Source organism: Thioclava litoralis (assembly GCF_045278885.1).
GTDB classification, from domain to species: domain Bacteria; phylum Pseudomonadota; class Alphaproteobacteria; order Rhodobacterales; family Rhodobacteraceae; genus Thioclava; species Thioclava litoralis.
Map to the genome: position 1 here is coordinate 2,230,059 of NZ_CP135443.1, position 16,552 is coordinate 2,246,610.

A 16,552-nucleotide genomic window follows, 5' to 3' on the forward strand; every position below is an offset into this window, starting at 1 on the left:
CGCATGTCAAGGCATGTTCGTTTAAAGTTCTATCTGTGTTCCTGTTCCGTGTCAATTACGGAACAGGATTTTCATTTACATCAAAGGCAGATAGCACATCTCCGTTCCCTGTTTGTGCGGCCCGCTGTCGCGTTCGCAAATCAACAGGGCATCGGCTTGGGCAAGGATCGACAGGATCCCACTGTCCTGATTGTCGAAGGGCATGATCATCGGCAGCCCGTCGGTCGCGCTCAGACAGGCGCGCATGTAATGGGTGCGCGGCCCCGTTGGCCCCAGATCGCAGCCCAGCACCGCGCGGCGCGGGGTGATCTGCGGGTCGCGCCCCTGCATCTTGGCCAGCATCGGCTTCAGGAACAGCTCAGCGCAGACCGTGGCCGAGACCGGATTGCCCGGCAGCCCCAGCAGAACCGCCTCCCCCATCCGTCCCGCCATCAGCGGCTTGCCCGGACGCATGGCGATTTTCCAGAAGCTGCGCTCAAGCCCCAGCTCTGCCGCGACCTCGCCCACCAGATCATGATCGCCCACCGAGGCGCCACCCGAGGTCACGATCAGATCCGCCCCTTTGGCCAGATCAAAGACCATGCGCAGGCTCTCGCGGTCATCGCGCGCAATCGGCAGCATCCGCGCGATGCCGCCCATCGCCTCGACCTGAGCGGCCACGATGAAACTATTGGACGAGATGATCTGATCGGGGCCGGGGGTCTCGCCGGGCATCACCAGCTCGTCGCCGGTGGCAATGATCGCCACAACCGGTTTGCGATGCACCTCAAGCTGCGCGACATTCATCGCAGCCAACAGCCCCAGATCGCGCGCATTCAGCGGGCGGGCGGGGTGGAAGGGCGCGCCTTTGGCAAAATCCTGCCCCTTGGGGCGGATGTTGTCATTGCCCGACAGGCTGTCCGCCAGCGTGATCCAATCGCCCTCGCGGGTGGTGTTTTCTTGCAAGACCACCACGCCGCCCTCGCGGGGCACGGGGGCACCTGTGAAGATGCGGATCGCTTGGCCCCGAGTGATCTCACCCTGATAGCTGCGGCCCGCCGCGGATTCGCCCACCACCTGCAGCTTGGCCGAGGGCAGATGGTCCGCCGCATCGAGCCAGTAGCCATCCATCGCCGAGCCCGAAAACGGCGGCTGCGTCAGTCCCGCCGTGACGGGCATGGTCATCACGCGGCCAGCCCCTTCACGCAGGGGTACGGTTTCAGCCGGCAGGGGCGCAACCAGTGCCAGAACCCGCTCCAGCGCCTCTTCGACAGGCAAAAGGCTCATGCGCCCACCTCGTAGCGGCCCGATTTGCCACCATCCTTCAGCACGACCTCGATCCCCTCGATCCGCATGGATTTCTCGACCGCCTTGAGCATGTCATAGACGGTCAGGCAGGCGACCGACACAGCGGTCAGAGCCTCCATTTCAACGCCGGTCTGGCCGGTGGTCTTGACCGTGGCCTCGACCCGCACACCGGGCAGGGTGTCATCAGGGGTCAGATCCACCGAGACCTTGGTGATCGGCAGCGGGTGGCACAGCGGGATCAGATCGGCGGTGCGCTTGGTGGCCTGAATGCCCGCAATCCGCGCGATCCCCAGCACATCGCCTTTCTTGGCGGTGCCCTCAGTCACATAGGCCAGCGTCTCGGGCGCCATCACCACATAGCCACGCGCCACGGCCACGCGGGCCGTCACGGGTTTGTCCGAGACATCGACCATATGGGCCTGACCCGCAGTGTCGAAATGCGAGAGGCTCATGGCTGGGTCAGCAGGGCTTTGGTGGCAGCCGCCACATCGTCCTGACGCATCAGGCTTTCGCCGATCAGGAAGCGCCGCGCGCCCACACCCGCCATATCGGCCATGTCTTGGGTGGTGAAAATGCCGCTTTCACAGACCAGATCGCGGCCTTCCTCAAGGATTACGGGCGCCAATTCGCGGGTGACATCCAGCGTGACCTCGAAGGTCTTGAGGTTGCGGTTGTTCACCCCCATCAGAGGCGATTTCAGCGCCAATGCACGATCCAGCTCTTCGCGGTTATGCACCTCAAGCAGCACATCCATCCCATAGTCAAAGGCCGCAGCTTCAAGCTCGGCGGCCTGCCCATCCTCGACCGAGGCCAGAATGATCAGGATGCAATCGGCGCCCCAAGCACGGGCTTCGGTCACCTGATAGGTGTCATACATGAAGTCCTTGCGCAAAGCGGGCAGGGAACAGGCCGCGCGTGCCTGCCTCAGGAACTCGGGCGCGCCTTGGAAAGACGGCGTATCGGTCAGCACCGAAAGACAGGCCGCGCCGCCTTCCTCATAGGCCTTCGCAAGGCTCGGCGGGTCGAAATCGGGGCGGATGAGGCCCTTGGAGGGCGAAGCCTTCTTGATCTCGGCGATCAGCCCGTAACCCTCGGCAGCTTTTGCAGAGAGCGCCTTGGCAAAGCCACGGGTGGGTGCCTGCGCGCGGGCCTCGGCCTCCAGGCCTGCCAGCGGGCGGGCCTGTTTGGCGGCGGCCACTTCTTCCAGCTTATAGGCCTTGATCTTATCCAGAATGGTGCTCATGCCGTGGCCTCCTGCGTGATCTTGGCAAGCGTCTCGAGGGCGCGCAGCGCGGCCCCGCTGTCGATGGAGTGGGCGGCAATCTCGACGCCCTCTTTCAGGTTGGCGGCCCGATCGGCCACAACCAAGGCTGCGGCCGCATTCAGCAGCACCGCATCGCGATAGGCGCATGTTTCACCGCCGAAGATCGCACGGAGGGCTGCGGCGTTCTCTGTCGCCGTGCCGCCTACGATATCGCGGAAGGGATGCACGGGAAGGCCTGCATCCTCGGGGTGCATCTCGAATTCGCGGATCTGGTTATTCTCGAGTGCCGCCACGGTGGTCGAACCGGTGATGGTAATCTCGTCGGTGCCATCCGAGCCATAGACGAGCCACGCCTTTTCACTGCCCAGAAGCTGCAGGGTCTCGGCCATCGGCCAGATCAGATCGGGGGCAAAGACACCCGTCAGCTGGCGCTTGACGCCTGCGGGGTTGGTCAGTGGCCCGAGGATGTTGAAAATGGTCTTGCAGCCCAATTCGGCCCGCACAGGGCCCACATGGCGCATGGCGGGGTGATGGACCTGCGCCATCAGAAAGCCGATACCGGCCTCCGCCAGCGATTTCTGCGCAGCTTCCACGCCCGCCATCACATTGATGCCGAGTTCCCCCTGCACATCCGCCGTGCCCGATTTGGACGAGGCCGCGCGGTTGCCATGTTTGGCCACAGGCACGCCAGCCCCCGCCACCACAAAGGCCGTCGCGGTCGAGATATTCAGCGTGTGTTTGCCGTCGCCTCCGGTGCCCACGATATCCATCGCCCCCTCGGGCGCGTTAATCGGCACACAGGCAGCCCGCATGGCAGCCGCCGCGGCGGCATATTCGCTGACACTTTCGCCCCGCGCGCGCATCGCCATCAGAAGACCTGCGATCTGGGCAGGCGTTGCCTCGCCCTGAAACAGCAGGGTGAAGGCATGTTCGGCCTGCGCACGGCTGAGCGGCCCCTCGGAGGCCGCAAAGATCAGCGGTTTCATTGCATCGCTCATGCCTCTTGGCCCTTCATGTCTTTCAGCGTCACACCGGCATCTTCAAGGAAGTTGCGGATCATCTGGTGACCATGTTCCGAGGCAATGGATTCGGGGTGGAATTGCACCCCCTCGATCAGCTTCTCTTTGTGGCGCAGCCCCATGATGGTGCCATCTTCCAGCCAGGCGGTGACCTCAAGGCAATCGGGCAGGGTGGCGCGGTCCACCACCAGCGAATGGTAGCGCGTGGCCTGAAGCGGCGAGGGCAGCCCGCGGAACACGCCTTTACCGTTGTGATGGATGGTGCCCATCTTGCCATGCACGATTTCCGTGTGGCGCACGACATCGCCACCAAAGGCCTCGCCAATCGTCTGCTGGCCCAAGCACACGCCGAATAGCGGCACCCCCGCCTCGAAGGCGGCCAGAGTCAGCGGTACACAGATCCCCGATTGCGCGGGCGTGCCCGGACCGGGCGAGAGCACAAGGGCCTCGGCGCCCATGCCCATCGCCTCTTGGGTGTTCAGCGCGTCATTGCGGACAACTTTTACATCGGCACCGACTTCTCCGAAATAATGCACCAGATTATAGGTGAAGCTGTCATAGTTATCGATAAGAAGTAGCATGTGGTCGCCTATCGCCTTCGGGCCGGTACCGGGGAAGTGTTTTGGCCACGCGGATGCAGGCTTTGCGCTGCGTGGCTGTTTTCCGGGGTGATCCGGGATGGATGTCGCGCTATAGATGCCCGCAGCGTGGCGCGATGGTCAAGGGCGGGACCCATGAATTCGTGTCTCTATGCGGTGAGAATGGCAAGAACGAGGGAGTTTGCCTGATGGTGCGAGGCCTGTTATCCGGAGTTGCAGCCGGAGCCATCGTTTCCGTGCTCGGATTGGGTGCGGTTTCGTTGATGGCCCCCGTGGGCAGGCAGGATGCAGCGCCGCTTCCACAGAGCCTGCCTGCCGCTAACCAGAGCAGCGCAGGACTGACGGGCGAAACGGAGCGGATTGCCGATGGCGCTCGGGCAGGTGGCGCGCCTCAGGCGGCAGGGTCGGGCCAGAGTGCCGGTCATGGCCTCTCTGCCCCATCGGTGCTGTCGCCCGAGCCGTTACCCGTGCCGGACCAGAGCCCGAGTCTGCCGCAGGCGCTTCCGGCCCCCGATGATTCGACCAATGCACCTCCTGCCTTCGGCGAAACGCTGTCTGACCCCGCCGGAGACCGGCATGATGCGCGCATGCCTGCTCCGGTACAAAACGGGACCGGAGATGCGGCATTTGCCCGTTTGTCCGATCCGGCCCCGCGTCCGGCGGCAGGGCAGGCCGCGCCGGACCCCAAGGCCGCACAGACCGCCGAGGATGCGCAGGCCACGGCGCCCTCTGCCATCGAACAGATCCCCGTACCGCCTCCGGGCGAGGTGGTGGTGCCCGATCTTCCTGGGGCCGAAGCGGTCGAAGAGCCACAGGTCGTGCCCCCTGCCGCTTTGGGCCAAACCGAGCCCCGGCCCGCTGCCTCTACCGCGCAGGAGATCGTGCTTCTGCCGGACGGATCGCAGGTCTTGCCGGATGGCCGCGTGCAGAAACCACGGGTCTTTGCCGCTGGTGAACAGCCGCGCCCAAGCGCGGACCCCGCCATTCCCACGGACCGGCTTGCGCATATCGAGGCCCCCTTGGCAGGCGGTCCGGACGCGGGCGGAGCAGGTGACACGCCCGCTGACACGCCTGCCTGGCAACGGTTCAGGGCCGGTTTCAGCGTCCCCGCCGATACATCGCTGTTTTCGGTGATGCTGATCGACCGCGGGATCGCGAAAGGCGGGCTGGACGAGACGACCCTGCGCACTCTCGGCTTTCCGGTGACGATCGTGCTGGACCCGTCGCGGGCGGATGCCCGCATGGCGGCGCAGGCCTATCATGCCGCAGGGGTCGAGGTGGCTATCCTGATGACGGGGCTGCCCGAGGCCCCGACCGCACAGGATCTGGATGTCGCAATGGAGGCATGGCGGCAGGCCGTTCCGCAAGCCGTGGCGCTTGTCGAACCTGTGCAGCCTGTGGTGCAGAACAACCGCCAGCTTGCGCAGCATCTGATGGAGCTGGCGCAGCGCGACGGGCTGGCGCTTGTCACGCAGGACAAGGGCAGCAATGCAACCGACCAGCTTGCGCAAAGCCAGAACTGGCCGGAGGCCAGAATCTGGCGCGTGCTGGATGACGGGCGCGAACGCGCCAGCCGGATCGCGCGCGAACTGGTGCGCGCGGAGTTCGAGGCCAAGCGTGACGGCAAGGCGGTTGTGATGCTGACGGCTTGGCCGGAATCGATTGCCGGTCTGCGTGACTGGGCGGATGGCCAGCATGATGGTGTGGTGCTTTCGCCGGTGACGGCACAGTTTGCAGAGCCGTAGCGCGGCCTACATCGCCGAGAGCGTGGCGAAAATCACGATCATCACCGCCAGAAGCCCCAAGGCCCATAGCGCCCAGACCGGCAGGAACAGGCGGCGCTTATGGCTTTCATGCGGTCTGGCCAGCAGGGGCAGACCAAGCACGATGGTAACGCCCGCTAGAAGGCTGCCAAAGACTTCGAGGGCCTTGAGGACCATCGACATGGGCTCTGTCGCGACGGGAAAGATCTTTGCCAGATCCGCGACATAGACGGCCAGAAACCCCAAGGAGAGCAGGATCGGCGCCCAGAGGGCCTCGGTCCGGCGCATGAACCGGATCCCCATGGCAAGGCTGACCAGCCCGAGCAGGGTCAGAAAAACGTTGAACGCGGCAAGGGTGGTCACGCTATAATCGGGGAAGTGGCGGGTTTCGACAAAGCCGCCGGGCACCATAGCGGCCAGATTGAGGGCCGAAAGTACCAGCAAAAAACCGAGGATTTGACTGCGTCGCATGGGAGGCTCCTAGAAGTGCTTATGAAAAGAACTGAAAAATATCATAACGCTTAAAACATAGGCATCATTGCGCCGCGCTCTGCCGGACACAAGGGGGCCAGCGGCATTTCGGACATAAAAAAGGCCCGCATAGCGGGCCTTGACGTTCTAGAGGAGCGGCTTAGTTGCGGCCATGCGCAAACAGCCCCGCATCCTCGGCTGCTTTTCGTAACGCTTTGGATTTGTTGACCGTTTCCTCGTATTCCGCCGCCGGATCGCTGTCATAGACCACGCCACCACCGGCTTGGATATACAGCGTCTGGTCCTTGACGACCGCTGTGCGCAGCGCGATGCACATATCCATCTCGCCATTGGCCGCGAAATAGCCCACCCCGCCGCCATAGATGCAGCGTTTCTCGGGTTCCAGCTCGTCGATGATCTGCATCGCGCGCACCTTGGGCGCACCGGAGACGGTGCCCGCCGGCAGACCGGCCAGAAGCGCGGAAAGCGCGTCATGGTCGTCCGAGATCTCGCCGACCACGTTGGAGACGATGTGCATCACGTGGCTGTAACGCTCGATGATGAATTTCTCGGTCGGATGTACCGTGCCGATCTTCGAGACGCGGCCCACATCGTTGCGCCCCAGATCCAGAAGCATCAGATGTTCCGCCAGCTCTTTCTTGTCCGAAAGCAGATCGGCCTCCAAGGCGCGATCCTCCTCGGGGGTGGCTCCGCGCGGACGGGTGCCTGCGATGGGACGGATCGTGACCTCGCTATCGCGCACGCGCACCAGAATTTCCGGCGAGGCACCGACAATCTGGAAGCCACCGAAATTGAGGTAGAACATGAAAGGCGAGGGGTTGGTGCGGCGCAGGGACCGATAGAGCGAGAAGGGCGGCAGCGGGAAATCTGCCGACCAACGCTGGGCGGGCACACATTGGAAGATATCGCCTGCGCGGATATAGTCCTTGGCCTTTTCGACCGCCGCCATATAGCTTTCGCGGGTGAAATTGGACCGCAGCTCGCCCACGGTGAAATTCTCGCCCATCTCGCGCGGCTGGTTGGGGGTGCGATCAAGGTCGCGCAGCGCATCCATCACCCGTTCTGCGGCCTGCGCATAGGCGGCGCGCGCCGACAGTCCCGAGCCGGTCCAGGCTGGCGCACAAAGAATGACCTCGCCCTTCACCCCGTCCAGAACGGCAATCACCGAAGGCCGCATCAGAACCGCATCGGGCACGCCCAGCGGATCGGGGTTCACATCGGGCAGATGCTCGACAAGACGGATCATGTCATAGCCCAGATAGCCGAACAGCCCCGCAGCCCCTGGAGGCAGATCCTCGGGCATGTCGATGCGGCTTTCGGCAATCAGCGCCCGCAGGCTGTCCAGCGGATGGCCGTCAAGCGCCTCGAAGGTGTCTTCGAACCGTGCCGAGCGGTTGATACGGGCCGTCTCGCCACGGCATTCCCAGATGACATCGGGCTTCATCCCGACGAAGGAATAGCGCCCGCGCACCTCGCCACCGGTCACCGATTCTAGCATGAAGCTGTTTTTCGAGGCGTCGGTCAGTTTGAGCATCAGCGAAACGGGCGTGTCCAGATCGGCGGCGAGCCGCGCATAGACCAGTTGGTTCTTTCCGTCTTGCCAGCCGGAGTCGAACGCCTCGAAAGACGGGGATAGAGCAACCATGTCGAACCTCCTGAGCTGATGGATTGGCTGGGTTAAGGGTTAGCGCATCTGCGCATTCACGCCACTGATGGCGTTCGAATTGATCTGCATGCCGGCTTCGGACTGCACGGTGCGCGCATAGAGGTCGAGCATGTCATTGGCCAGAGATTGCGAGACCTGATCGCGCAGGCTGTCGACCATCTTGGCATTCTTGTCGCTGGACAGGTCGGGCTGCGAGATCAGCACCGGACGCACCACATAGACCTTGCTGCCATCGGTGACCTTCGCGGCCTCGTTCAGCTTGAGCGTGAAGGCCTTTGCAAGCGCAACCTGCGAGAGGTCCTCCAGATAGCTGCCACGGCTCAGATTGGGGCTGTCGGTCGTTAGAAGGCCGGTCGCGCTGAGCTGGGTATCGGCCTTGCCGGTGACGGCTTTCACAGCCTCGTCGGCGCGGGCCTGTTTGGCCTCAAGCAGCTTGGCGGCTTCCCAATCGGCTTTGACCTGATCTTTCGATGTATCGAAGGGGATCACGGCGGCGGGCGTCGTGCCATCAAGACGCAGCGCGAAGAGGCCACCGTCTTCCAGTTCGACAATCTCGGGGAAGTCGTCGCTTTGGACCGCCTCTGCGGCCTGACGGAAGGCGGCATAGCCTGCCAGACCACCTTCGCTCTGGGGGCCGTAATCCAGCGTGCCCAGTTGCATATCGGTGTCTTTGGCCATGTCTTCCAAGGTCGCGCCGCCTGCCAGATCATCTTCCAGCTTGCTGCGCTCGGCGGCGATCTGGCGGCGTGCCGTTTCGTGGCTGGCCTCGTCCCCGAGCTCCGAGCGGACTTCGTCGAAGCTACGGTTCGTGGCGGCCAGAATGCCGTTCACGCGGAACAGGGCAGGGCCGAGATCGGTCTCGACGGGGCCCACAACGCTGTTTTCGGCGGCGGCAAACACGTCTTTGCCTGCCTTGCCCAGATCGCTTTCGGTCACATCGCCCATATCGGCGTCCTGCAAGGTGAGGCCACGATCCTGTGCCAGTGCGGCGAAATCCTTATCGCCTGCATCCAGAGCCGCGCGCGCGGCCTTGGCGCTCTCCATATCGGGATAGACCAGACGCTCGACAAGGCGGCGCTCGGGTTGCTGGAATTCGTCGATACGCGACTCGTATTCCTTTTTCAGCGCGTCTTCATTGACCTGCACCTTATCCGCAATCATGTCGGGCGAGATCCAGACATAGGTGATCTGTTTCGTCTCGGGCGACATGAATTTGTCGGAATGCTGGTCATGCCATGCTTTCAGCTCGTCCTCGCTGGGCGTGGGCAGCGCGGCGGCCAGATCCTGACGGGTCACTTCGGCCCAGGAGACGGTGCGGGTCTGCGCCATGTAATTCGCATAGGCATTGACCTCGGCATCGGGCGCATGAACCCCCGACGCGATGGCGCTTTGCACGATAGAGCGGGCCATTTCTGCGCGCAGCTTCTGTTCGAACTCGCGTTGCTTCATGCCCTGATTGCGCAGGGCCATCTCGTAGGCGGTGCGGTCGAAATCGCCTGCAGCATTCTGGAAAGCCTGAATCTGTGTGATCCGGTCTGCCAGTTCCTGATCGCTGACCGAAATACCCAGCGTGGCGGCGGCATTTTCAAAAGCGGCCTCACCGAAAAGCTGCCCCTGCACGCGGCGGTCCAGACCCATCATCTGGAATTGCTGGAAGCTCAGCGGTTTGCCCGCCTGCGCCTGCATGGCATTCTGTTCCTGCTGCAAGGCGCGCGCATAGTCATTCGTGCTGATCTTGGTGCCGCCGACAGAGCCGATGCTGGCGGTGCTGCTTCCGAAATTATGCGCCGAAAAGCCGATCAGGCCAATGACGATGAGTCCGAGCAGAACCCAGACAATGGTGTTCTTGCCATGCGTACGCAGCTTATTTGCCATCAGTTCCTCCGCTCGGGGGCATGCCTGTCAGTTTTCTAGGGGGTGTTTAGGCGCAACTCTGCCAGCCCGCAAGCGTTGCAGCGCCGCTCGCGGGGATGTCAGGGCATTGTTTCACAGGGAAACGGCGGAAAGGCGGTCCATCAGCATCGAAATCCCGCCGCGATCGATATTGGCGAAGGCGATGCGGAACTGGCGCTGGCCTGCGGGATCGGTCTCGGGCATGAACATCGTGCCGGGCAGAAGCAGAACGCCCGCCTGCCGCACCAGCTCTTTCGCCGCCTCGGGGGAGGAGAGCGCAAAAGGATGCTCGACATAGGCGAAATAGGCCCCGCATCCCATCAGGCGCCAATCGCCCAGTCGCGCGAAGCCTTCGATCATCGCCGCACGGCGCGACAGGATTTCGGCGCGTTCGCCTGCCACCCAGTCGCCCAGATTGCGCATGCCCCAGAGCGCGCCGATCTGGCCCAGCTGTCCGGCGCAGATGGCGACCGTATCAAGGAATTTCTCGACTTGGGCCAGACGCGCCTCAGACGCGACCATCGCGCCCACGCGGTGGCCCGTCAGCCGGTAGGCCTTCGAGAAGGAATAGAGATGGATCAGCGTGTCGCCCCAGTCGGGATCGGTGAACAGCTCGTGCGGGCGCGTATCGCGGCTGTCGAAATCGCGATAGGTTTCATCGAGGATCAGCGCGATTTTATGCGCGCGCGCCAGATCCATGAAGGCTTGCACAAGGGCTGGCGGATATTCCACGCCCCCCGGATTATTGGGGGTGATCAGGATGATGGCACGGGTGCGCGGGGTGATCAGCGCGCGCGCCTTTTCGGGGTCGGGCAGCAGATCGGGCCCCGTGGCCAGCGGCACGGCTTTGACCGAGGCCATGTCGCACCACATCTTGTGGTTGAAATACCACGGCGTCGGCAGGATCACCTCGTCTCCGGGGGCGGCAAGGGTTGCCATTGCGGCGGCAAACGCCTGATTGCAGCCTTGGGTAATGGCGACATGCTCCGCGCGTAACGCACCGCCATAGGCAGCCGACCACTGGCTGGCCAGTTCGGCACGCAGCTCGGGCAGCCCCAGAACAGGGCCGTAAAGATGCGCCTCGACCTGTGTCAGCGCCGCCTCGGCAATCGCGCGACGCAGCCCTTCGGGCGGAGCGGCCACGGGGGCGGCCTGGCTGACATTGATCAGCGGGCGTTCCGGCGGGAAGTCCACCCCTTCAAGCCAGCGCCGCGCCTCCATCACCGGCGGAGCAAAGGTGGCAGCCATAGGCGGGGCAAGGGGCGTGAGCGTCATTTTATCCTCATAAACTTGGCGCCAATGGATCAGCTTGGCCGCATAAGGGCAAGGCCATTCGCCCGATTTCTACGCAAGCCCCGCGATATTCTCGCCCGCAGCCGCGGATCACGGATTTGTACTGAACAAAATACGGGGTCGCGACGTTGAAAGAGCATGGTCCATACGGTGACGGCTCTGCGGCGATTTCGGTGCCGGCCTGTGTGGAGGAAGGTCATAACGGAAAGGAGTTGCCCATGCCGTATCTGTCGGGGGTCTTGCGCTGCGTCGCCTATGCGGGAGCTGTTGCCGTGTCGACATGGGCGATCATCGATGTGGTGGGGCATGCCGAAGCACAGCCGACGGGGGTGTTTTTGCCGCTAGGCGATGCACGGGCGGCGCTGGAGGCTGGTCCGACGACATTCCGGCCCGTGATCGTGCTGGCCGATACACCCGACGATCCGGCCTATCAGGTCCAGATGGCCAATCTTCGCTCTGCCAGCAAGGATCTTTCGGCGCGTGATATCGTGGTGCTGTCCGATACCGCCGCGTCAGACAGCGGGGACGAGGGAGCGAACGGGGGGGCGAACGAGGGGCTGGACCGCACGGGCGGGTTCCGCATCATCGTGATGGGGCGGAACGGGGCGATCCGGTTGAACCAGACCAGCCCGCTTGGCGCAGACCAGCTTATTGCCAGCTTTGACGGGCAATCGGCATAGACCGGAGAAATGACTGACTTTGGTCAGGCATCCGTGCCGCGATAGGGCTGCACATATTGCAGCGCCATATCCCAAGGGAAGAAGATCCATGTGTCCTGGGAAACCTCGGTCACATAGCTGTCAACCATCGGCACCCCCATCGGTTTTGCGTAGATGGTGGCGAAATGCGCCTTGGGGTAGAGCGAGCGCACAAGCTCCAGCGTCCGGCCCGTATCGACCAGATCATCCACGATCAGCACCCCTTCGCCATCCGCCCCCATGATATCGGCCTGCGGCGGCTTGATGACATGCGGTTCGGTGCGCGACTGGTGGTTGTAGCTTTTCACCGAAATCGTATCGACGGTGCGGATATCGAGTTCGCGCGCCATGATCATCGCCGGCACAAGGCCACCGCGTGTGATGCCGACCACCGCCGACCAGTTGCCCTCGATCGGGCCTTTCCCGTCCAGACGCCACGCCAGCGCGCGGGCATCGCGGTGAATCTGGTCCCAGCTGATATGAAAGCCTTTTTCATGGGGCAGACGGGTGGTCATGGCGTGTTCCTTAGATCAACTGATCGCGAGTTTCAGGCCCAGAAGGCCCAACAGACCGCCAAAGACACGGTCTATCGTGGATTTGAGGTTCAGATAGGCGCGGCGGGTCCGTTCCAACGAGAAAATGCGCGAAACGATAACATTCCAGCCCGCATCGTTGAAAAAGACAATGCCGAGAATCGCGGCATAGAGCCATGCGGGGGCATGTGGCGGCACGAATGTCAGGAAAATCGTGCCGAAAAACACCGCAGGTTTCGGATTGGCCAGCTGTGTCGCGATACCAAGCCAGATAAGCCCGAGCGGGCTGCGGGGAGCTTTGGTTTCGGGCAGGGCCTCGTCCAGCGGGTCGGGCGCGTGACGCCACATCTTGATCGCCAGATACAGAAGATAGGCCGCACCGGCGAATTTGAGGGTGGTCAGCAGGGCAGGGGCAATCTGGAACAGCAGCGCCAGCCCGAAAAGCGCCGCCATTGCCCAGATGCAGGCCCCAAGACCGATGCCCACGGCAAGCCAGCTGCCGCGGGCAAATCCTTCACGCAGGCTGGTCCGGGCGCATAACAGGACCGCCGGACCGGGCGAGATCGCCGCAGCCAGATGGACCAGATAGATCGCGCCCAGAACGCCCAGCACAGGATCAGTCCTTGCGTTTGGTGGTGACGTCGATATCCGGCGCGTCCACGGCCTTCATGCCGACGACATGGTAGCCTGCATCCACATGCAGCGTCTCGCCGGTGGTGGCGGTGCCCAGATCCGACAGCAGGAACAGTGCGGCCTTGCCGACCTCGTCCTGCGTCACATTGCGGCGCAGCGGCGAGTTCAGTTCGTTCCACTTCAGGATATAGCGGAAATCGCCGATCCCCGAGGCTGCCAGCGTCTTGATCGGACCGGCCGAAATCGCGTTGCAGCGGATGCCGTCCTTGCCCACATCTTCCGCGATATATTTGACCGAAGCCTCAAGCGCCGCTTTGGCGACGCCCATCACGTTGTAATGCGGCATCACCTGCTCGGCACCGTAATAGGTCAGCGTCAGCAGCGACCCGCCTTCGGGCATGATCTCGACGGCGCGACGGCACACGGCGGTGAAGGAATACACCGACACATCCATCGTCAGGCGGAAGTTTTCCGGCGAGGTGTCGACATAACGGCCACGCAGCTCGTTCTTGTCGGAGAAGCCGATGGCATGAACGAGAAAGTCGATCTTGCCCCATTTCTCTTTCAACGCTGCGAAGAGCGCGTCGATGGACTCGCCATTCGAGGCATCGCATTCGATGACGGTGTCGCATCCCAGCTCGACCGCCAGCGGGTCAACGCGTTTTTTCAGCGCCTCGCCATGATAGGACAGGGCCAGTTCCGCCCCCGCATCCCGAAGTTGTCTCGCAATGCCATAGGCGATGGATTTGTCGTTCGCCAGGCCCATGATCAGGCCGCGTTTGCCTGCCATAAGATTATTGGTCATGTCAGGTTTCCCCCGCTTCCCTCTGCTATGATGGATTGCCTTAAGAGAAACGCAGCGAAAGAACAAGGTGCAGCGCTTGCATTCTGCTGCTGCAAGCGCAAGGTGTGGCGCGAGGCGCATCTGATTTGCAACGCGGATCGTGCGGAAAATTGAATATGTAGGACGGAGACAGAGCCGATGAGTGATCGCGAGGGGATATTTGCGGGGCGCGACCCGTTTGCCATTGCGCAGACGTGGCTGGAAGAGGCCGAAAAGACCGAACTCAATGACCCGAACGCGATCGCGCTGTCGACGGTGGATGCACAGGGCCTGCCGAATGTCCGCATGGTGCTGCTGAAAGAGATCGAGGGGGTCGAGGCCGCCTCGGGGGGGGCGTTCGTCTTTTACACCAATTACGAATCGCGCAAGGCACAAGAGCTTGATGGCGCGGGCAAGGCCGCCTTCGTGCTGCACTGGAAGTCCCTGCGCCGTCAGATCCGCGTGCGCGGGCTTGTCAGCCGTGAGGACGGGCCGCAAGCCGATGACTATTACGCCTCCCGTTCGCTCAAGTCGCGGCTCGGGGCATGGGCCAGCCACCAGAGCCAGCCGCTCGAAAGCCGGGCCCATCTTATGGCCGAAGTGGCAAAGATCACGGCGCTCAAGGGGCCGAACCCGAAGCGCCCCCCGTTCTGGGGCGGGTTCCGTATCGTTCCTGTAGAGATTGAATTTTGGGCTGATGGCGCATTCCGTTTGCATGACCGGTTCCGTTGGGAGCGGGCTGACGCAACGTCAAATTGGTCGGTTTCGCGCTTAAACCCTTGAATTTCACGCTTCGTGAACTGCAATCGAGGTAAAATAATCGTTTTTTTTCCAAATCAGTTACGTTACCTCTTTGATATGAGGAGACGTGCTGCATTGGGCCATGTGGCACAACGTGTCTAGTTATTCGACGGATCTATTACACATGATTGACGGTGTGAACGAATTGAGCGAACTCCGAGGGAAGGTCAAATGGTTTGACCCTGCCAAGGGGTTCGGTTTTATCCTTGATGGGGAGGGCGGTCCCGATATCCTTCTCCATGCCAATGTTCTGCGGAACTTTGGTCAGGGATCTGTGGCGGATAACGCCCTGATTTCTGTTCGGGTACAGAAGACCCCGCGTGGGCGGCAGGCCGTTGAGGTCCTGCAGATCGACCCGCCCGAGAACAGCGATGATATTCCGCCGATCGAGGATCTCGACGGGACGGAAGCGAGCGATCTTGAAAATCTGCCGCTCGAGCCTGTGCGTGTGAAGTGGTTCGATAAGGTGAAGGGCTTCGGATTTGCCAATGTGTTCGGCCGCTCCGAGGATGTCTTTATCCACATTGAAGTGCTGCGCCGTTCCGGTTTTGCCGATCTGGCGCCGGGGGAGGCTGTATGCCTGAAGGTGATCGAGGGACGTCGGGGCCGCATGGCCGCGCAGGTTCTGTCTTGGGAAAGCGGGCTGCGGTCCTGAATATGGGGCGCAGGCCGGGTGTTTCGGGTTTTTTGGGGGCGGCGCTTTGCGCGCTCCTTCTTGCCGTTGGTGCTCCGGTGCTGGCGGCACCGGTGTCCTGTGCGATGGATGCCGCCGTCCTGACGGGGGCCACGAAGGCCGCGGTCACGCGGTTCCGGATCGAATTGGCCACAACCGCGCAGCAACGCGCCCGTGGCCTGATGTATCGCGAGACCCTGCCGCAGGATGCGGGTATGCTTTTTGTCTATCCCGATGAGGCCCCGCGCGCTTTCTGGATGCGCAACACGCTGATTCCGCTTGATATGCTGTTTATCGATGCGGCGGGGCAGATCGTCTCGGTGCATGAAAATGCCATTCCGGGCGACGACACGCCGATCGCTTCCGGAGGGAAGGCCCGTTTTGTGCTGGAATTGAACGGGGGACAGGCCCGCGCACACCAGATCGCGGCAGGCAGCATTCTGTCCCATCCCCTGATCGAAAGCGGCAAGGCCCGCATTCCCTGCGCCCCATAGGCTGCGCGGGGCCGGTTTGGCGCGCGAAACGCGTATTTCTCCGATAGGTTCGGGCGGGAGTGGCAACTTGCCTCTTTCCCTTTCTGTCGCGAGACGTTATCAGACCTTCAGTCGGGGCGTAGCGCAGCCTGGTAGCGCGTCTGTTTTGGGTACAGAAGGCCGTGAGTTCGAATCTCGCCGCCCCGACCATTTCTGAAAATTGCTCCCTTCAAGGCAATGCGATTGCAGGCATTCCCCGTGTGTTGCAGAGCAGTGTATGTGACCCAGGTTGCATTGCCCTGTCGGAGTTCTTTGATATACATATTGTTATTAGCAAGATACTTATCCTCCGAGGCCTCACGCAATTCCAACAGCCAACGACGCTCGTTCTCTGTGACCGGGCTTCCGTAGATCTCTTCGATGGCTTGAGCGGAGGTCTTGCCCACAGCTTGCTCCAGCGCGCGCCGGAGAAACCAAGCGGGGTCCGTCTCTAGCGCCTTGGCCAGCGATGGTATTCGGTCGAGGGGGATCTTCGACTTCCCTGCCTTCAGGATCGAGATCGTGTTCATGTTGGCATTGGTGAAACCCGCCTCGGAGGCGATCTCGCTTTGGGTCTTCCTGTGTGCCATCGCCTCGATGCGT

Annotated in this window: 17 protein-coding genes and 1 tRNA gene; 6 read left to right on the forward strand and 12 right to left on the reverse strand. The window is 62.4% G+C overall.

Annotated elements, in window-relative coordinates; translation table 11 throughout:
* Positions 1-75 precede the first annotated feature (75 nt).
* The 5 genes from glp to RPE78_RS11100 are packed head-to-tail and all read right to left on the reverse strand — an operon-like array spanning position 76 to position 4,151.
* Complete coding sequence (gene glp / locus RPE78_RS11080; protein WP_406720575.1) at positions 76-1,266, reverse strand: gephyrin-like molybdotransferase Glp; 1,191 nt, start codon at positions 1,264-1,266, stop codon at positions 76-78.
* Entirely contained in the window at positions 1,263-1,739 is a 477-nt protein-coding gene (gene moaC / locus RPE78_RS11085) for a cyclic pyranopterin monophosphate synthase MoaC (RefSeq protein ID WP_406720576.1), read from the reverse strand. The genes glp and moaC overlap by 4 nt, the downstream gene beginning before the upstream one ends.
* Positions 1,736-2,530, reverse strand: coding sequence for an indole-3-glycerol phosphate synthase TrpC (gene trpC, locus RPE78_RS11090; protein ID WP_406720577.1), 795 nt, complete (start codon positions 2,528-2,530; stop codon positions 1,736-1,738). Before trpC ends, moaC begins: the two co-directional genes overlap by 4 nt.
* The gene (trpD, locus tag RPE78_RS11095) at positions 2,527-3,549 is read right to left on the reverse strand and encodes an anthranilate phosphoribosyltransferase (protein WP_406720578.1); all 1,023 of its coding nucleotides are present in this window, start codon (positions 3,547-3,549) and stop codon (positions 2,527-2,529) included. The genes trpC and trpD overlap by 4 nt, the downstream gene beginning before the upstream one ends.
* Entirely contained in the window at positions 3,546-4,151 is a 606-nt protein-coding gene (locus RPE78_RS11100; protein WP_406720579.1) for an anthranilate synthase component II, read from the reverse strand. The genes trpD and RPE78_RS11100 overlap by 4 nt, the downstream gene beginning before the upstream one ends.
* 101 nt (positions 4,152-4,252) lie before the next feature.
* Here RPE78_RS11100 and RPE78_RS11105 point away from each other — a divergent pair, with 101 nt between their 5' ends.
* Entirely contained in the window at positions 4,253-5,914 is a 1,662-nt protein-coding gene (locus RPE78_RS11105) for a divergent polysaccharide deacetylase family protein (protein WP_406720580.1), read from the forward strand.
* A 6-nt stretch (positions 5,915-5,920) separates the two neighbouring features.
* On the opposite strand, the gene RPE78_RS11110 is transcribed toward RPE78_RS11105, so the two are convergent.
* The 4 genes from RPE78_RS11110 to RPE78_RS11125 all read right to left on the reverse strand — a co-directional run bounded on the left by RPE78_RS11110 (position 5,921) and on the right by RPE78_RS11125 (position 11,258).
* A complete protein-coding gene (locus RPE78_RS11110; protein WP_339107018.1) occupies positions 5,921-6,403 on the reverse strand; it encodes a hypothetical protein in 483 nt (160 codons plus the stop codon).
* 160 nt (positions 6,404-6,563) lie between these two features.
* Positions 6,564-8,069, reverse strand: coding sequence for an anthranilate synthase component I (trpE, locus tag RPE78_RS11115; protein ID WP_339107019.1), 1,506 nt, complete (start codon positions 8,067-8,069; stop codon positions 6,564-6,566).
* A 39-nt stretch (positions 8,070-8,108) separates the two neighbouring features.
* Positions 8,109-9,965, reverse strand: coding sequence for a SurA N-terminal domain-containing protein (locus tag RPE78_RS11120; protein ID WP_406720581.1), 1,857 nt, complete (start codon positions 9,963-9,965; stop codon positions 8,109-8,111).
* Positions 9,966-10,076: 111 nt separating this feature from the next.
* Positions 10,077-11,258 carry an aminotransferase gene (locus RPE78_RS11125; RefSeq protein ID WP_339107021.1) on the reverse strand — a complete coding sequence of 394 codons (1,182 nt, stop codon included), beginning with the start codon at positions 11,256-11,258 and terminating at the stop codon, positions 10,077-10,079.
* A gap of 236 nt (positions 11,259-11,494) precedes the next feature.
* On the opposite strand from RPE78_RS11125, the gene RPE78_RS11130 reads away from it, so the two are divergent.
* Positions 11,495-11,956: a hypothetical protein gene (locus tag RPE78_RS11130; protein ID WP_406720582.1), complete on the forward strand. Its 462-nt coding sequence runs from the start codon at positions 11,495-11,497 to the stop codon at positions 11,954-11,956.
* 23 nt (positions 11,957-11,979) lie between these two features.
* On the opposite strand, the gene gpt is transcribed toward RPE78_RS11130, so the two are convergent.
* The 3 genes from gpt to fabI are packed head-to-tail and all read right to left on the reverse strand — an operon-like array spanning position 11,980 to position 13,945.
* Positions 11,980-12,489, reverse strand: coding sequence for a xanthine phosphoribosyltransferase (gene gpt / locus RPE78_RS11135; protein ID WP_339107023.1), 510 nt, complete (start codon positions 12,487-12,489; stop codon positions 11,980-11,982).
* A 15-nt stretch (positions 12,490-12,504) separates the two neighbouring features.
* Positions 12,505-13,119: a LysE family translocator gene (locus RPE78_RS11140; protein ID WP_339107024.1), complete on the reverse strand. Its 615-nt coding sequence runs from the start codon at positions 13,117-13,119 to the stop codon at positions 12,505-12,507.
* A gap of 4 nt (positions 13,120-13,123) precedes the next feature.
* Positions 13,124-13,945, reverse strand: coding sequence for an enoyl-ACP reductase FabI (fabI, locus tag RPE78_RS11145; protein WP_339107025.1), 822 nt, complete (start codon positions 13,943-13,945; stop codon positions 13,124-13,126).
* A gap of 177 nt (positions 13,946-14,122) precedes the next feature.
* Between fabI and pdxH the strand changes: the two genes are divergently transcribed.
* From pdxH to RPE78_RS11165, 4 genes are all read left to right on the forward strand, one after another.
* Positions 14,123-14,746: a pyridoxamine 5'-phosphate oxidase gene (pdxH, locus tag RPE78_RS11150; RefSeq protein ID WP_406720583.1), complete on the forward strand. Its 624-nt coding sequence runs from the start codon at positions 14,123-14,125 to the stop codon at positions 14,744-14,746.
* A gap of 142 nt (positions 14,747-14,888) precedes the next feature.
* On the forward strand, positions 14,889-15,419 hold the full coding sequence (locus RPE78_RS11155) for a cold shock domain-containing protein (protein ID WP_339107027.1): 531 nt from the start codon (positions 14,889-14,891) through the stop codon (positions 15,417-15,419).
* A gap of 2 nt (positions 15,420-15,421) precedes the next feature.
* Positions 15,422-15,931 carry a DUF192 domain-containing protein gene (locus RPE78_RS11160; protein WP_406720584.1) on the forward strand — a complete coding sequence of 170 codons (510 nt, stop codon included), beginning with the start codon at positions 15,422-15,424 and terminating at the stop codon, positions 15,929-15,931.
* A gap of 112 nt (positions 15,932-16,043) precedes the next feature.
* A tRNA-Pro gene (locus RPE78_RS11165) sits at positions 16,044-16,120 on the forward strand.
* Positions 16,121-16,552 lie beyond the last annotated feature (432 nt).

Coding starts and splice junctions, on each gene's coding strand:
- glp (WP_406720575.1), bottom strand. CDS start 1,266: ATGAGCCTTTTGCCTGTCGAAGAGGCGCTGGAGCGGGTTCTGGCACTG.
- moaC (WP_406720576.1), bottom strand. CDS start 1,739: ATGAGCCTCTCGCATTTCGACACTGCGGGTCAGGCCCATATGGTCGAT.
- trpC (WP_406720577.1), bottom strand. CDS start 2,530: ATGAGCACCATTCTGGATAAGATCAAGGCCTATAAGCTGGAAGAAGTG.
- trpD (WP_406720578.1), bottom strand. CDS start 3,549: ATGAGCGATGCAATGAAACCGCTGATCTTTGCGGCCTCCGAGGGGCCG.
- RPE78_RS11100 (WP_406720579.1), bottom strand. CDS start 4,151: ATGCTACTTCTTATCGATAACTATGACAGCTTCACCTATAATCTGGTG.
- RPE78_RS11105 (WP_406720580.1), top strand. CDS start 4,253: ATGTCGCGCTATAGATGCCCGCAGCGTGGCGCGATGGTCAAGGGCGGG.
- RPE78_RS11110 (WP_339107018.1), bottom strand. CDS start 6,403: ATGCGACGCAGTCAAATCCTCGGTTTTTTGCTGGTACTTTCGGCCCTC.
- trpE (WP_339107019.1), bottom strand. CDS start 8,069: ATGGTTGCTCTATCCCCGTCTTTCGAGGCGTTCGACTCCGGCTGGCAA.
- RPE78_RS11120 (WP_406720581.1), bottom strand. CDS start 9,965: ATGGCAAATAAGCTGCGTACGCATGGCAAGAACACCATTGTCTGGGTT.
- RPE78_RS11125 (WP_339107021.1), bottom strand. CDS start 11,258: ATGACGCTCACGCCCCTTGCCCCGCCTATGGCTGCCACCTTTGCTCCG.
- RPE78_RS11130 (WP_406720582.1), top strand. CDS start 11,495: ATGCCGTATCTGTCGGGGGTCTTGCGCTGCGTCGCCTATGCGGGAGCT.
- gpt (WP_339107023.1), bottom strand. CDS start 12,489: ATGACCACCCGTCTGCCCCATGAAAAAGGCTTTCATATCAGCTGGGAC.
- fabI (WP_339107025.1), bottom strand. CDS start 13,945: ATGACCAATAATCTTATGGCAGGCAAACGCGGCCTGATCATGGGCCTG.
- pdxH (WP_406720583.1), top strand. CDS start 14,123: ATGAGTGATCGCGAGGGGATATTTGCGGGGCGCGACCCGTTTGCCATT.
- RPE78_RS11155 (WP_339107027.1), top strand. CDS start 14,889: ATGATTGACGGTGTGAACGAATTGAGCGAACTCCGAGGGAAGGTCAAA.
- RPE78_RS11160 (WP_406720584.1), top strand. CDS start 15,422: ATGGGGCGCAGGCCGGGTGTTTCGGGTTTTTTGGGGGCGGCGCTTTGC.